The 13588-nt window shown below is 70.1% G+C and carries 16 protein-coding genes; 10 read left to right on the top strand and 6 right to left on the bottom strand.

Going from position 1 to position 13588, the window contains the following annotated elements; genetic code table 11:
- A partial coding sequence (locus IE318_RS45395) for a helix-turn-helix domain-containing protein (RefSeq protein ID WP_229903870.1) occupies window positions 1-139 on the bottom strand: 139 nt, incomplete at its 3' end.
- Between the two features lie 88 nt (window positions 140-227).
- Here IE318_RS45395 and IE318_RS31390 point away from each other — a divergent pair.
- The 4 genes from IE318_RS31390 to IE318_RS46650 all read left to right on the top strand — a co-directional run bounded on the left by IE318_RS31390 (window position 228) and on the right by IE318_RS46650 (window position 3727).
- Window positions 228-1109 carry an SDR family oxidoreductase gene (locus IE318_RS31390; RefSeq protein WP_189905789.1) on the top strand — a complete coding sequence of 294 codons (882 nt, stop codon included), beginning with the start codon at window positions 228-230 and terminating at the stop codon, window positions 1107-1109.
- A 350-nt stretch (window positions 1110-1459) separates the two neighbouring features.
- Window positions 1460-1846, top strand: a complete 387-nt coding sequence (locus IE318_RS31385; protein WP_189905787.1) for an effector-associated constant component EACC1 — start codon at window positions 1460-1462, stop codon at window positions 1844-1846.
- Window positions 1843-3222, top strand: coding sequence for a caspase family protein (locus IE318_RS31380; protein WP_189905785.1), 1380 nt, complete (start codon window positions 1843-1845; stop codon window positions 3220-3222). Before IE318_RS31385 ends, IE318_RS31380 begins: the two co-directional genes overlap by 4 nt.
- A 19-nt stretch (window positions 3223-3241) precedes the next feature.
- Window positions 3242-3727, top strand: a complete 486-nt coding sequence (locus IE318_RS46650; protein WP_189905783.1) for a sensor histidine kinase — start codon at window positions 3242-3244, stop codon at window positions 3725-3727.
- A gap of 149 nt (window positions 3728-3876) precedes the next feature.
- Here IE318_RS46650 and IE318_RS31370 read toward each other — a convergent pair whose 3' ends face one another.
- Window positions 3877-5139 (bottom strand): DUF418 domain-containing protein, encoded by a 1263-nt coding sequence (locus tag IE318_RS31370; RefSeq protein ID WP_189905782.1) that lies wholly within the window; start codon window positions 5137-5139, stop codon window positions 3877-3879.
- 198 nt (window positions 5140-5337) lie between these two features.
- Here IE318_RS31370 and IE318_RS31365 point away from each other — a divergent pair, with 198 nt between their 5' ends.
- Both IE318_RS31365 and IE318_RS31360 read left to right on the top strand, forming a co-directional pair.
- Window positions 5338-6003, top strand: a complete 666-nt coding sequence (locus IE318_RS31365) for a response regulator (RefSeq protein ID WP_189905780.1) — start codon at window positions 5338-5340, stop codon at window positions 6001-6003.
- Entirely contained in the window at window positions 6000-7112 is a 1113-nt protein-coding gene (locus IE318_RS31360; RefSeq protein WP_189905778.1) for a sensor histidine kinase, read from the top strand. The genes IE318_RS31365 and IE318_RS31360 overlap by 4 nt, the downstream gene beginning before the upstream one ends.
- A gap of 112 nt (window positions 7113-7224) precedes the next feature.
- On the opposite strand, the gene IE318_RS31355 is transcribed toward IE318_RS31360, so the two are convergent.
- Together IE318_RS31355 and IE318_RS31350 are read right to left on the bottom strand one after the other, a co-directional pair.
- Entirely contained in the window at window positions 7225-7905 is a 681-nt protein-coding gene (locus tag IE318_RS31355; protein WP_189905776.1) for a Rossmann-fold NAD(P)-binding domain-containing protein, read from the bottom strand.
- 337 nt (window positions 7906-8242) lie between these two features.
- Window positions 8243-8821: a TetR/AcrR family transcriptional regulator gene (locus IE318_RS31350; protein ID WP_189905773.1), complete on the bottom strand. Its 579-nt coding sequence runs from the start codon at window positions 8819-8821 to the stop codon at window positions 8243-8245.
- A gap of 269 nt (window positions 8822-9090) precedes the next feature.
- Here IE318_RS31350 and IE318_RS31345 point away from each other — a divergent pair, with 269 nt between their 5' ends.
- A complete protein-coding gene (locus tag IE318_RS31345) occupies window positions 9091-9909 on the top strand; it encodes an SDR family oxidoreductase (RefSeq protein ID WP_189905771.1) in 819 nt (272 codons plus the stop codon).
- A gap of 132 nt (window positions 9910-10041) precedes the next feature.
- Here the strand turns inward: IE318_RS31345 and IE318_RS46380 are convergent, their stop codons facing one another.
- On the bottom strand, window positions 10042-10377 hold the full coding sequence (locus IE318_RS46380) for a hypothetical protein (protein ID WP_308438607.1): 336 nt from the start codon (window positions 10375-10377) through the stop codon (window positions 10042-10044).
- A 282-nt stretch (window positions 10378-10659) separates the two neighbouring features.
- Between IE318_RS46380 and IE318_RS31335 the strand changes: the two genes are divergently transcribed.
- Complete coding sequence (locus tag IE318_RS31335) at window positions 10660-11205, top strand: DoxX family protein (protein ID WP_189905769.1); 546 nt, start codon at window positions 10660-10662, stop codon at window positions 11203-11205.
- A 183-nt stretch (window positions 11206-11388) separates the two neighbouring features.
- Here IE318_RS31335 and IE318_RS31330 read toward each other — a convergent pair whose 3' ends face one another.
- The gene (locus tag IE318_RS31330) at window positions 11389-12069 is read right to left on the bottom strand and encodes a GntR family transcriptional regulator (protein ID WP_189905767.1); all 681 of its coding nucleotides are present in this window, start codon (window positions 12067-12069) and stop codon (window positions 11389-11391) included.
- A 68-nt stretch (window positions 12070-12137) separates the two neighbouring features.
- Here IE318_RS31330 and IE318_RS31325 point away from each other — a divergent pair, with 68 nt between their 5' ends.
- Together IE318_RS31325 and IE318_RS31320 are read left to right on the top strand one after the other, a co-directional pair.
- Window positions 12138-12560 carry a VOC family protein gene (locus tag IE318_RS31325; protein ID WP_189905765.1) on the top strand — a complete coding sequence of 141 codons (423 nt, stop codon included), beginning with the start codon at window positions 12138-12140 and terminating at the stop codon, window positions 12558-12560.
- Complete coding sequence (locus IE318_RS31320; RefSeq protein ID WP_086729285.1) at window positions 12557-13318, top strand: SDR family NAD(P)-dependent oxidoreductase; 762 nt, start codon at window positions 12557-12559, stop codon at window positions 13316-13318. The genes IE318_RS31325 and IE318_RS31320 overlap by 4 nt, the downstream gene beginning before the upstream one ends.
- Window positions 13319-13588 lie beyond the last annotated feature (270 nt).

The following is a 13588-nucleotide window of genomic DNA, read 5'->3' as shown; positions in this document are numbered from 1 at the left end:
GGCGGAAGAAGGTGCTCTTGGTGACGCCGGCGCGCTCGGCGATCTGCGTCACCGTGGTGGCGTCGTACCCCTGCTCGCTGAACAGGTCGACCGCCGCAACGACGAGTCGCTCGGTCGCCCCCGGTTGCCATCTAGCCATGAGACCAGAATAAGTGATGGGACAACGGTCCCGTCACTGTGTAAGGTCAGTGATGGGACAACAGTCCCATCACTTTCAGGGAGAGCTCATGCACGTCTTCGTCACCGGCGGTACCGGCACCATTGGTTCTGCCGTCGTCACCGAGCTGCTCGGCAACGGGCACACAGTTTTGGCACTTGCTCGCTCGGACAGCTCTGCGCAGGCCCTTGAGAGCGCCGGCGCAAAGGTGCTGCGAGGAGATCTGGCGGACCTCGACGTCCTGCGGTCCGGCGCTGCACAGTCCGACGGCGTGATCAGCCTCGCGTTCGGACGCGACTACAGCAGCCCGGACGCGCTCGCGCACGCCATCGCCGAGGAGAGCGCCGCTCTCGCCGCGCTGGGGCAGGAACTCATCGGAAGCGACCGCCCGATCGTCACGGTCTCTGGCACACCCTGGGTACCGGGACGCGCATCCACAGAGGCCGATCCACTGCCGACCGACGGACCCGTGGGCGGTCGAGGCCATTCGGTCACAGCGCTGCTGGATCTCGCCTCGCGCGGCCTGCGCAGCACGGCTGTCCGCATGCCGCGCACGGTCCACAACGAGGGACAGGGCGGATTCGCCGGCCTGTTGGCCGATGCAGCGCGCCGCACCGGGGTGGCCGGCTACCCGGGCGACGGCACCCAGCGCTGGCCGGCCGTGCACGCGCTCGACGCAGCGGTCCTGTTCCGTCTCGTCCTTGAGTCGGCCCCGGCCGGGACATCCTGGCACGCCGTCGCCGACGAGGGCGACACGGTGCGCGACATCGCGACCGTCATCGGCCGGCGACTGGGCCTGCAGGTCAAGGAGGTTCCGCAAGAAAACTTCGGCCCATTCGGCCCGATCTTCGCCATGGACCAGCCGGCGTCCAGCGCCCACACCCGCAATGCCCTCGGGTGGCAGCCGACCCACTCCAGCCTCCTCGAAGACCTGGAAAACATTCAGCCCTGACGCACGCCCGTTGCCTTCCGACCCCGACGCCCTCGGCATGCGCTGAGGAACGCGTGCGGTTGCCCTGGAGGGAACCGGTTCGCACTGTGCCTGGTCGTCGTCGGCACTACACGGACGGCCCGCCTCCAGGGCCGGTGGGGCCCGGGCAGGACGGCGGTGGCGAACTGGGCGCGGCCCTCTGGTTCGAGGGACGTCGGTGGTGGGCCGGCCGTCGAAGAGGATGTGGATGTACGCCTGGCGGCCCGTGCAGCGGGCTTCGCTGAGGGCGGAGATGGCCGGGGGGCCGTCGTCGTGCGGGCAAACGGCTGAAGTGCGGGACGAGTCGGCCGCAAGATTGCCACGATGAGGCCATGGACACCACAGCGGGAGTCGATCCGTTGCTGCGGATCACCGTGGCCGATGCTCCGGACGCGTTGCAGTCGCTGTACGACTGGCTACGTCTTGAGGACGAGTTTCGCGGGCGGCTGCGCCTTGCGCCCTCCGCCCCGGGGACCGGCGGTGAAATGGGCGGGCTGCTCGACGTGCTCACCATCGCACTGGGCTCCGGCGGGGCGGGGGCGGTACTCGCCCGCTCACTGTCCACGTGGCTCACCCACCGCCATGCGGACGTGAAGGTCACCGTGAAGGGGCCGGACGGCCGCAGTGTCGAGGTCGACGCGCACCTGGTCCGGGGCGACGTACCCGGGCTGATACGGGAGATCACACGGCTGGTCGACGGAACGGAGCAGCAGCAATGAGCCACTTCCCCGACCCGGTGCGGTCACGGGCGGTGCTGATCGGCGTGAGCCATTTCCCGGAGTCCCCTGAGCTGGCGGACCTTCCGGCCGTACGGGAGAACGTCGCGAGCCTGTGGCGCCGGCTCACCCACACCGCCACAGGCGTGTTCAGGCCCGAGTACTGCGAGGTCGCGGACCCGGCGGGTACGACCGCCGACATCGGCCGAGCTATCGGCAAGGCCGCCGCAGAGGCCTCGGACGTGCTGCTCATCTACTACGCCGGGCACGGGCTGGTCGACGACCGGGGGCGGCTGTACCTGGCGACGAACGCCACTCGGGCCGATGCGCCGAAGTACAGCGCGTTGGGCGTCGATCTGCTGCGCGAAGACCTCGGCGGCAGCGCGGCCGCCGCACGCGTCCTCATCCTGGACTGCTGCTTCTCCGGGCGAGCCATCGAGGTGATGACCGGCGAGGAAGGTCTGGTGGACGGCCAGCTGTCGATCGCGGGGACGTACACGATGACGTCCAGCAGCGCCAACGCGCCTTCCTACGCTCTCGCCGGTGAGCGCCATACCGCTTTCACCGGGGCCCTGCTGGCGGCACTGGACAGCCCACAGCCGCTCACCCTGGACGAGGTGTACCGAAGCGTCGCGGCGGACCTGCAGTCCCGTGGTCTGCCCCGGCCCCGGCAGCGGGCGACCGATACCGCCGCGGGCCTGTCACTGGCGCGAGGCCGAGCCGAACCCGACGAACCGCCGAGCGACGCGGTGGACGAGGTCCGCTTCCGCCGCGCGCGAGCGGAGATGAAGACGCAGTTGAAGCAAAACATGGTGAAGCCCTTCTTGGCCATCTCCCTGTCCCTTGCCGGGCTCGCCGGGCTATTCGCATGGCTGAACCATGATCCGAGTTGGCTGTGGGCCATCCCTGTATGGTGCGGCGGCTTCGCACTGCTGATCGGGCTGATCGCCGCTCTGGTCCTCGGGGCGGCGCCGTCGGAGACAGAGTTGATCATCGACCGCTCGGCCATCAGGGTTGAGCAGCGCAGGAAGACGAACGTCACCGGCACCTCGCGGATACCGTGGCGGGACCTCACGCACGTGGGGGTTCTGCGGCCCAGCCCCGGTTCGGTGAACCCGCGGCTGACACAGGTCTACGCGGCCAACCACCTCCTGGTGGTGCACTTACGGCAGGGGGTGCCTTTCCCCTCGACAAAGGATCCACGCCTGTCCGACGAACTGCACCGACTGGGCTACCGCACCATCGGGCCGATCGGGAGCTTCGGCGCCGACAAGCAACAGGTCCTCGCCGCACTGGACCGGTTCGCGGGCAACCGAGCCCTGCACACCGAACAGGAATTCCTCGACCGCGATCCGCGCATCCAGCCGGAGATGATCTGACACCCCAGTTTTCGGTCCAGTGCCCCCAGTCTGCGAGGACCGGCTCGACCGCGCGGTCGCCGACCTGATCTGCAACGCCCAGCAGCACGGCCACGGCCCCATCGAGGTCACCGCCGAACCGGACGACGGGCAGATCCGCGTCCAGGTCCGCGACCGCGGCCCCGGCTTCCCGCCCGGCTCCCTCCCCCACGCCTTCGACCGTTTCACCTGGGCCGACGCAGCCCGCACCACCACCGGCACCGGCCTCGGGCCGGCCGTCACCGCCGCCATCGCCCGCTCCGCCGGGGCAACCACAGGGCAGCCGACCACCCCGACGGCAGCGCCCTCGTATGGATCACCCTCCCGACCGCATCGGTGTGATTCGAGCACGCCGTCTCGCACCTCCACGCTGGTCCGTCTCTTCCGGTTCGATGGAGCCGGCCCGGAGCTCTCGGCTCCCGGGGAAACCCGGACGAGGCACTCATCAGGGATCCGGCCTCCGACCGGGTCACGCGGTGGCTCGTGATGGGCGGGTCACGACCAAGCTCCGTCCGACGACGCACCACGTGGTGATGCCCGTTCTGCGGGCGGCGGTGTTCGCGCTCGTCGGCACCGTGCAGGGGAGCACGACCGCGCGTCGGTGACCGGGGCTCGGGGCACCATGCGCGACCCGTCCTATCGGATGTGCCGCGCAGGCAGGGTGATCAGATGGAGCAGGTGCTCGAGCGGCCCGCGGCGGAACCTGCGGGTCCATACGGTCGCCAGGAGCGTGGCGGCCGCGACGAAGCCGAGGAGTACCGGCAGCGCGTCCATGGTTCCGTCCTCCATCACGGCCACGTGCCAGACGTCGGCGAGGAGCCACAGGGCGACGATATGCAGGACGTAGGCGGTCAGTGCCGTCATGCCGACCGCTGCGACCGGCCTCGCCATGCGCATGAGCCGCGGCAGACGGTCGGCGACGGTCAGACATGCGGCCAGCACTGCGAGGGCAGTACCGGTGTTCCCGAGTATGGAGAACGTCGTCTGGCTGTGGGGTGCGGCCACCAGCAGCCAGGCGGGAGGGGTGTGGCCGTCCGGATCGCCGACGGCGTCGGACCACCAGGCCGAGGCTGCCGAGCCGCTGTCCGTGGCAGCCGCGACGGTGGCAAGGGCGTGCGGGACCAAGCGCAGGGCGAGCCAGGAGCCGCCGTAGCCGATCAGAGCGAGTGCCCCGCCGGCGAGGGCCAGTCGGGACCGGATGCCTGGGCGGCCGAGATCGAGGCGCGCCACTGCCATGCCGGCGAGCAGGAACGGCATCCAGGTGAGAACCGGATACCCACCGGTGAACATCAGTTCCATGATGCCGCCCGTGCCGGTGATGCGGGCCAGCGGGTCTCGCGTGGTGACGGTGTCCGCCCAGGTGCCGGCCTCGATCGCTCTCTGGGCCACGTAGAGAACCTGGGGCAGGATCAACGCGCCCGCGCCGGCAGTGAGGGCGAGCGTCCTGGCCCGCAGCCGATGGAGAGGGAGGACCACCAGGAAGAGCAGTCCGTAGAAGCTGAGGATCACGTCGACCCCGGTGTCCAACGCGGTCAGGGCGTAGCCGAGGACCACGAGGACGACGGCGCGGATCATGATTCTGGCCACCGCCTGCCGTCCGGCCGTCCCGGTACGGGGCTGCGGACGACCGGTGATGATCACCAGGGAGAAGCCCGCGAGCAGCGCGAAGAGGGCGGAGGAGCGGCCCCGCGCCGTCTCCAGGAGGAAGCCCACCGGGCCGCCCACCGTCACGTCGGGACCGACATGGGCGGAGTACATGCCGAAGACCGCGAGCCCACGAGCCAGGTCTATGCCGATCAGCCGCCCCGTCGAAGGCCTGCCGGCGGGGGCAGGGCGGCGATCCGCGCCACGGCCGCTGGTCAGCTGTGTCGGCACGGCGAGTGATGCGTTCTGCGTCATGCCTCAGGCTTTGCCGGACACCCGCCGCGGCTCACGTGGCGGGTGTCCGAAGGCACCCCGCCGACCGGCCGAAACCACCCCCGCCGACCGGCTGAGGGGCAAGCGCCGCCAATCGGCGGGAATCACCTCGAACCCCCCGAAGGACGGCCCCCGGTGTGATACGCATCGAACGCAGGGCATGCGACGAGCGGAGCGCACGTGATCCGGGTACTGGTGGTCGACGACGAGGCCCTGGTCCGCAGGGGCTTCACCCACATCCTCAACGCGGCCGAGGACATCGAGGTCGTCGCAGCGGTCCCGGGCGGCCAGGCCGTCCGAACGGTGCGTGAGTCATGCCCTGACGTCGTGCTGCTGGACATCCGGATGCCGGACGTGGACGGCCTCACGGTCCTGGCCGACCTCCGCCGCATGCCGGACCCTCCGGTGGTGGCCATGCTCACCACGTTCGACACCGACGAGTACGTGGCGGCGGCGCTGCGTTCGGGCGCCGCCGGATTCCTGCTCAAGGACACCGATCCCGAGCAACTGCCGTACCTGGTGAGGGCCCTGGCCGAGGGCGGTACGGTACTTTCGTCCAAGATCACCCGCACGGTGGTGGACGGCTATCTCGACCAGGGCGTACACGAATCCGCCGCCCGCCTCACCGCCCGGCTGACCGAGCGCGAGCGTGCCGTCCTCGTCCTGATGGCCGAGGGGCTGGCCAACACCGACATCGGCCAGCGGCTGCACCTGAGCACCGGCACGGTCAAGGGCCACGTCAGCACCCTGCTCGGCAAGCTCCGGGTCAGCAGCCGCGTCCAGGCGGCCCTGATCGCCGAACGCGCAGGTCTGCTCACACCGCAGCAGGACGGGGACACCCGATGAAACCCCGACGACCGCCCGCTTTGCTGCTGGACGCCGGCCTCGTCCTGGCCTCGCTGGCAGACATCTGGGTCCACGTCGACACCGACGCGCGGGCGGCCATGGGCTGGGCCCTGCTCGCCGCCCTCGCTCTCGCGCTGCGCCGCCGCCTGCCGCTGGCCACGTTCATGCTCACGCTGCCCACGGCTCTGGTCACCGACGCGGTGTTCGCCACCATGGCCGCGCTGTACACACTCTCCTCGCTCAGCCGTGATCGCATCCTGCTGGCCGGCTGTGCCCTGGCCTACGCCATCACCGACTACCTGCCCTGGCCGTGGTCGTCGCTGAAGACGACCGAATTCGCCCGGACCGACAACCTCTTCCACCTCAGCTACACCCTGGCCACCGCGGCCGCACCCGTGTTCCTCGGCCAACTCGTGCAAGCCCGCCGCGAACTGTCCCTGCGACTCGCCGAGATCACCGAGGCACGCGAGCACGAGCGGCTGCTGGCCGCCCAGAGCATCCTGGCCAAGGAGCGCGCACAGCTCGCCCGGGAGATGCACGACGTGGTCTCCCACCAGGTCAGCCTCATCGCCGTCCAGGCCGGAGCACTCCAGGTGGGCAGCAAGGACGCCGCGAGCCGGCAGGCCGCAGCCACGATCCGGCGGCTCAGCGTGCAGACTCTCGACGAACTCCGGCACATGGTCAGCGTCCTGCGCGCCTCCGGCAGCCGCCCCACGGAACTCACCCCTCAGCCGTCCCTCGCCGACCTGCAGGATCTGGTCGACAACAGCGGCATCGAGGCGAAGCTGGAGGCAGACCTTGCCGAGGACCTCCCGCCCACCGTGCAGCGCGCCGTCTACCGTACCGTCCAGGAAGCCCTGACCAACGTCCGTAAACACGCCCCCGGCGCCACCGCGACGGTCTGCGTCCGCCACCGGGACAATGCCGTCCACACCACCGTCACCAACACCGCCGGCACCCGGCCGGCGCTCCCCCTGCCCAGCACCCACCACGGCCTCGTCGGCCTGCGTCAACGCGCCGAACTCCTCGGCGGCACCATCACATCCGGACACACGGCGGACGGCGGCTACGAACTCCATCTGCACCTACCGACCGGGAACTCGGCTTGACCGCTGCATAAGACACGCTGGGCGTTTCATGCACGCTTCCCGGGCGGCACCCTCACCGCCGAAGGCAGGCCCCGGCCAGTCGGAACCAGGGTGGCCGTGCGCGGATTCGGTGTTACGGCGTCGGGGGTCGGGACGCGGCCGCTTCGTTGATGTCGGCTGTGGCCAGGACTCTTCGGGGCGCTCCGGCGTGGACGGTCTGGATCATGGATTGTCCCACTTGCACGCTGCTGCTGACGTGGTTCGGAACGATGCGCCGAAGCAGCGGATACAGCGGTGCCAGGGCGCGGTAGAGCAAGGCGTAGGACTTGGTCTTCGCCGTGGTACCGGGCAGGGGCATGATGAAGCCGGGGCGGAACATGTAAGCCCGCGGGGTCAGCTCCAGCAGGGCGTTCTCGGTCTCGCCCTTGACGCGCGCCCACATCATGCGGGTCTTGCCCGTGCCGTCGGTGCCGGCGCCGGAGACGTAGCAGAAGGCGATGTCGGGGCCGGCGGCCAGCAGGGCGCGGGCGGCGGCCAGTGGAAAGTCGTAGGAGACCACCCGGTAGTCGGCCTCGGTCATGCCGAATGCCGAGGTGCCCAGGCAGTAGAAGCAGCCGTCGTATCCGGCCAGTTGTTCCTGGATCGAGGTGAAGTCGGTGAAGTGCTCGTGGTGGGTCTCGTGAAGCTTGGGGTGGGTGCGGCCGGTGGGCGTGCGGCCGATGGAGAGGACATCGGTGACCGCGTCGTCGCGAAGGCAGGCGTCCAGCACTCCCTGGCCCACCATGCCGGTGGCACCGAAGATGATGATGCGCACGGAACTCCTGTTCTGTCGTGGTGCTTGTTCCGTCAGGTCGCCGGGTGTGGTGGCGGGGCGCCCGCCCGGCCCGCCGGGCTCAGACGGGGAACGTGACGCCGGTCAGCTGTTCGGACACGGTCCGCAGACCGGGGCATCGGCCGGCTGGTGGGGGGCTATTCCACGATCGTGCAGCTCGATCGGCGTCCCCAGGGTCGGGGCGGGGCGTCCGGACACCCGGCTCGAGCCTGGGAACGCCGACCAGGGCGACGGCTCCCCCAGGTCCGCGCCTGCCTGCGACGACGCGGCATCCGGCCGTCCGTCCCCCGAGCGGGTCGGCACGGGGTGCCCTGCGGCGTCATGCGGTCGTGTCCGGGCGGCCTTGGGTGGTGAGGCCGGGCAGGAGGAGGGTGAGCCAGCGGGCGGTGGCTTCTGGGGTCTGGTTGGTGGGGGCGTTGTCGAGGAGCAGGTAGAAGTCGGCGAGGGTGACGTCGGGGTGGATGTCGCCTTCGGCTTGTCCGGCGTGGATGAGTGTGTTCAGTGCCGTGGTGACGCGCTGGACGGGCGTGTCGGGGTCGGTGTCGGCGCCGATGGTGCGGGCGGCGGCTTTGACGGCCATGTCGTTGGCGGCGGTTTCCAGGAAGTGCTGGAGGAAGGCGGCGATCTCGTCCAGTGCGCGGGATCCGGCCGTGGTCCGTGCGGCGGCGGCTTCGGCGTCGTCGGCGACCCGTTCGAGCCAGTCGGCGATGACGGCTGCCACAAGGTCGGTCTTCGCGGGGAAGTGCCGGTAGAGCGTGCCGACGGCCACGCCGGCGGCGGTGGCGATCTCGTCCATGCCGATGTCGGGTCCGTGTGCGGCGATCTGTTCCCGGGCGGCGTTGAGGATCTTCTTCCGGTTGCGGACGGCGTCGGCGCGCAGTGGTCTGGCCGAGGTCATGACGTGCTCCAGGGCTGGTCTGGGTGTGCGCTTGCGGAAACGTGAACTGTGATTCACTATAGATGATGAACCGAGGTTCATATTAGTTCTCTGCGGAGGACTGAACCCCGGCGCGACCGGGCCGACCCACAGCCTGCGCTTGTGCGACCACCCCCAGGGACGGCCGCGGCGCACCTGCGAAGAGCCCGCGAGGGGCGTTCATCCCTTCTGACCTGGGCCGACGATCCCCCCACCCGCGATTGATCACGACAGATTCAAGAGGCAATGACATGAGCAAGATCTGGTTCATCACCGGCGCGTCCCGCGGCTTCGGCCGGGACTTCACCGAGGCGGCCCTGTCCCGTGGTGACCGGGTGGCCGCGACTGCCCGCAACACTGAGGCACTGAAGGATCTGGTCGATGTCCACGGTGACGCGGTCCTGCCGCTGACGCTGGACGTCACCGACCGCCAGGCCGTGCAGGAGGCCGTCACAGCGGCACACGAACGCTTCGGCCGCCTGGACGTGGTGGTCAACAACGCCGGCTACGGCCTGTTCGGCATGGTCGAGGAGGTCAGCGAGCAGCAGGCCCGCGCGCAGATGGACACCAACTTCTTCGGCGCGCTGAACGTCACCCAGGCCGTGCTGCCCATCCTGCGCCGCCAGGGCAGCGGGCACATCGTGCAGATCTCCTCCATGGGCGGCGTTCTCGCCTTCCCGTCCCTGGGTCTCTACCACGCCTCGAAGTGGGCCCTGGAAGGGCTGAGCGAGTCGCTCGCCCAGGAGGTCGCCGCCTTCGGCATCAAGGTCACACTGGTCGAGCCGGGCGGCTTCGGCACCGACTGGGGCGGCGCCTCCGCCGCGCACGCCGCGCCGATCGACGTCTACCAGCCGGTCCGGGACGCGCTGGCCGCGATGGCTGCACAGACCAAGTTGGGCGACCCGAAGGCCGCCGCCGCGGCGCTGCTGAAGGTCGTCGACGCCGAACAGCCGCCGCTGCGGGTGCTGTTCGGCGCCGCGCCCACCCGCATGGTCAAGAACCTGTACGCCGAGCGGCTGCAGACCTGGGCCGACTGGGAGCAGGTCTCCGTCGCCGCCGACGGCGACTGACCCCACCAGGGGCCGATGGGGAGCAGGTCGCTGTCGCCGCCGACGGGGACCTGCTCCCCCTGGACCCAGGTCGTAGATGTCCGCAATCCACACCGGACCCCGAGCGCCCGCGGCCGGGACGGCAGTCCCGGCTCAGGCCAGCGCCGGGGCGAGACGGCACAGCGGCACCTTGCGGCGGTGGGGGCGCGCCGCGCTGGTGCGCAAGCCCATCAGGTGCGGAACCGATACCTCCGGGACTCGCCTCGCCGGTGCGTCGTTCTCGTACGCCTCCGGGACCAGGAGGACTCCGGCGGGGCCGACGTGCAGAACCTGGTTGCTCATGTCGTACTCCTTACGCATCTCGCCCGGCAGGGCGCCCGCCCGGCTCTGGAAGCCGAAGCGGAGCTTCGCGCCGAGCCCACACCGCCGACGTTCGATGGGTCGAGCGGTGTCGCCGACATCCTCGCCGCCGTGAAAGCTCTCGGTCACGGAAAAGAGAATGCCCCGCGATCATGAGAACCGTCTGAATCAACCCTGAGAAGGCGGAAAAAACCAGATACGTCCGATATAAGGGCGCCTCCAGGGTGAGGTGCTCCCAGGACGGGGTGGTCGAGGAGTGTCGAGCAGCCGCCTCGGCCGGAGCGACACGGTGACACCGGCACGCCCGGGAGGGACGCAGAAATCATTGAAGTTTCACGTATCCGCTATCCTCAGATAGAAGCTTGAAGATTCAAGTGACTCTCTCGTCCCCTTCTGAAAGATCCGTTCCACATGGCTGCCACCCTCGCCCGCTCCACCGCTTCCTCCTCCGCCGTCGCCGAGGGCACCTCGCCGCACGCCTACGACGCCGGGTTGCTGATCGTCCGCGTGGTCCTCGGACTGACCGTCGCAGCGCACGGTGCGCAGAAACTGTTCGGCTGGTTCGGCGGCGGGGGCCTCAAGGGCACCGGGCAGTTCTTCACGATGAGCGGCTACCCCTCGGGCGAGACGATGGCCGCGATCGCCGGACTGAGCGAGACCCTCGGCGGGCTCGGCCTGGTGCTCGGCCTGCTGACGCCGCTCGCCGGTGCGGCCGTCCTCGGCACGATGATCAACGCCCTGGCCGTCAAGTGGGGCGGCGGCTTCTTCGCTCCGCAGGGCGTCGAGTACGAAGTCCTGCTGACCGCCGGTGCGGCCGGACTGGCCCTCACCGGGCCCGGCAGGATCGCCGCCGACCGTTTCCTGCCCGGGCTGCGCGCGCACCGGCTGGTGTACGGAGCCGCCGCCGTGGCGCTCGCCGTCGTGCTCGCCGGTCTGGTCCTTCTCATCCGCAACTGAGCCACCGCTCCCCCGCAGCGCCGCCTTCGACCTGAGCACGCAGGTGCAAGGCGGGTGGGGCAGAAGAAAGGAGGCCGGCGCCTCGGGCACGCCGGCCTCCTCTCACGTGGCGCGCACCGTCGTCACCGCCGGTCGGGGGCGGCAGCGATGTCGCTCATGGCGCGCCGCCAGTGGCCTGCGGCGTCACATCGAGGGGCTCAGGCCGGCGAGCAGGCTGCAGCGAGCGGAGTCGACGTGTTCTTCGGCGCGCCGGGCCAGCGTCTCACGGTCGTCTGCACGCAGGAGCGTCACCAGCTCGCGGTGTTCGTCCACAACGCGAGCACGGTAGTGCTCATGACCGAGGGCGATACGGCGGAGCTGGAACAGGTAGATCTGCGAGCGCACGGCGCGCCATGCCTCGACGAGCCTGCGGTTGTTCGCGGCGTCGTAGATCCGGTCGTGGAAGGCGATGTCCAGTGCGAGCAGCGTCGCCCCGGACGCGTCGCCGCTGATCTCTTGCGCCATCGCACGGACGAGGGTGTCGAGTTCGGTCAGCTGGTCGGCAGTCGCGTTCCTCTGCGCACTGGTCGCCGCGAGGCGGTCCAGCGCGGCGCGCAGGGTGTAGACCTCCTCGACGTCCTGGGCGGTGACGTCGACGACGGTGGTGCCACGGTGCCAGACGCTGTGGACGAGCCCCTCGCGTTCGAGGAGCGCGAGTCCTTCACGCACCGATCCGCGGCTGACTCCCAGCGAGGCGGCGAGTTCGACCTCACGCAGCTGCGCTCCGGGCGGGAAGTGGCCGGTGAAGATCGCCTCGCGTATGAGGTCGGCGGCCTCTTGCGCCAGTCCACGGCGACTGGCTTTGGGGAGCGGTGCGACAGTCATGTCCTAATGTTGACATTCGACATTGACTGATACAAGGTCAGAGCGCACCGAGTCGAAGGAGCGTTCACATGTCCGTGCGTCCCGCCGTCCACCTGGCCATACCGGTCGACGATCTGGAAGCCGCACGCCAGTTCTACGGGAATGTCCTCGGGCTGAGCGAGGGACGGTCCACCGGCCACTGGGTCGATTGGGACCTGCACGGCCACCAGTTGGTGACCCACGTGGTCCCCGGTGGCCCTGTGTCCGCCGGGAGCAGCGAGGTCGACGGGCACGCGGTGCCTGTTCCGCACTTCGGGCTGCTGCTGTCGACCGAGGACTTCCACACGCTCGCCGACCGACTCCGCGCGGCGAGTGTCGAGTTCGTCATCGAGCCCTATCGCCGCTTCCCCGGCCGGCCGGCGGAGCAGTGGACGATGTTCCTTACCGATCCGGCCGGCAACGCGCTGGAGTTCAAGGCGTTCCGCGACGAGTCCCAGGTCTTCACGCGATGAGGCGGGTGCTGGTCACCGGGGCGTCGCGCGGGATCGGCCGGGCTGTGGCCCTGGCGTTCGCCGAGCTCGGAGACCGCGTGGGAGTGCACTACGCGGCCAACCGCGCCGACGCCGAGGAAACGCTGCGCCGACTGCCCGGCTCCGGCCACGCCCTGCTCTCGGGCGATCTCGGCGATCCGCAAGCGGCGCAGGACATTGTCGAAGGCGCCGTGCGGACGCTGGGCGGGATCGACGTCCTGGTCAACAACGCAGCCGCCGCACCGTCCGCCGACACCCGGCACTCCGTGACCGACGTGTCCTACGCAGACTGGCAGCGCATCTGGCACCGCATGGTCGACGTCAACCTGCTCGGCGCGGCGAACGTGACCTACTGCGTCGCCCGGCACCTCATCGACCGCGGCGGCACGGGCAGCATCGTCAACATCGGCTCCCGCGGCGCTTTCCGGGGTGAGCCCGACTTTCCCGCGTACGGCGCGAGCAAGGCAGCACTGCACGCTTTCGGGCAGTCGATGGCCGTCGCGCTGGCACCGCACGGCATCGCGGTGACCTCGGTGGCACCAGGCTTCGTCGCGACCGAACGGCAGGCCCCCAAGATGGCGGGCCCAGGCGGCGAGACGTTGCGCAGCCAGAGCCCGTTCGGACGGGTCGGGACGCCCGAGGAAGTAGCCGCCGCCGTGCTCTACCTGGCCTCACCGCAGGCCGCCTGGTCGTCCGGAACGGTACTCGACCTCAACGGTGCCTCCTACCTGCGGACCTGAGGACTCCCAGACACACCTGCACCGCGCAACGCCTCGCGCAGCGCCTGCTCCAACTGCTCCGGCCGGGCCCGCCCGGCGTCCATTCGGCCGCGCAGACCTTGAACGGCCGTCGGCGCGGCCTGCCGAGCGGGGTGGAACCGTTGGTCGACCCACCGCTGGAGCCGGGTGCGCAGCGGGGACAGCGCGGCGACGCAGACGGCGGTGGCCGTGGCCGGTGAGGACCGTCCGGCACCCAGGCGGCGTTGGCCTGCCGGTCGCCGCCGCGCACTG

Source organism: Streptomyces spiralis (assembly GCF_014654675.1).
GTDB lineage: Bacteria > Actinomycetota > Actinomycetes > Streptomycetales > Streptomycetaceae > Streptomyces > Streptomyces spiralis.
Note: the sequence above shows the minus strand (reverse complement) of the source record. Positions and strands in the feature narration are given on the sequence as shown.

Coding starts and splice junctions, on each gene's coding strand:
- IE318_RS31390 (WP_189905789.1), top strand. CDS start 228: ATGCACGTCTTCGTCACCGGCGGTACCGGCACCATTGGTTCTGCCGTC.
- IE318_RS31385 (WP_189905787.1), top strand. CDS start 1,460: ATGGACACCACAGCGGGAGTCGATCCGTTGCTGCGGATCACCGTGGCC.
- IE318_RS31380 (WP_189905785.1), top strand. CDS start 1,843: ATGAGCCACTTCCCCGACCCGGTGCGGTCACGGGCGGTGCTGATCGGC.
- IE318_RS31370 (WP_189905782.1), bottom strand. CDS start 5,139: ATGACGCAGAACGCATCACTCGCCGTGCCGACACAGCTGACCAGCGGC.
- IE318_RS31360 (WP_189905778.1), top strand. CDS start 6,000: ATGAAACCCCGACGACCGCCCGCTTTGCTGCTGGACGCCGGCCTCGTC.
- IE318_RS31350 (WP_189905773.1), bottom strand. CDS start 8,821: ATGACCTCGGCCAGACCACTGCGCGCCGACGCCGTCCGCAACCGGAAG.
- IE318_RS31345 (WP_189905771.1), top strand. CDS start 9,091: ATGAGCAAGATCTGGTTCATCACCGGCGCGTCCCGCGGCTTCGGCCGG.
- IE318_RS31335 (WP_189905769.1), top strand. CDS start 10,660: ATGGCTGCCACCCTCGCCCGCTCCACCGCTTCCTCCTCCGCCGTCGCC.
- IE318_RS31330 (WP_189905767.1), bottom strand. CDS start 12,069: ATGACTGTCGCACCGCTCCCCAAAGCCAGTCGCCGTGGACTGGCGCAA.
- IE318_RS31325 (WP_189905765.1), top strand. CDS start 12,138: ATGTCCGTGCGTCCCGCCGTCCACCTGGCCATACCGGTCGACGATCTG.
- IE318_RS31320 (WP_086729285.1), top strand. CDS start 12,557: ATGAGGCGGGTGCTGGTCACCGGGGCGTCGCGCGGGATCGGCCGGGCT.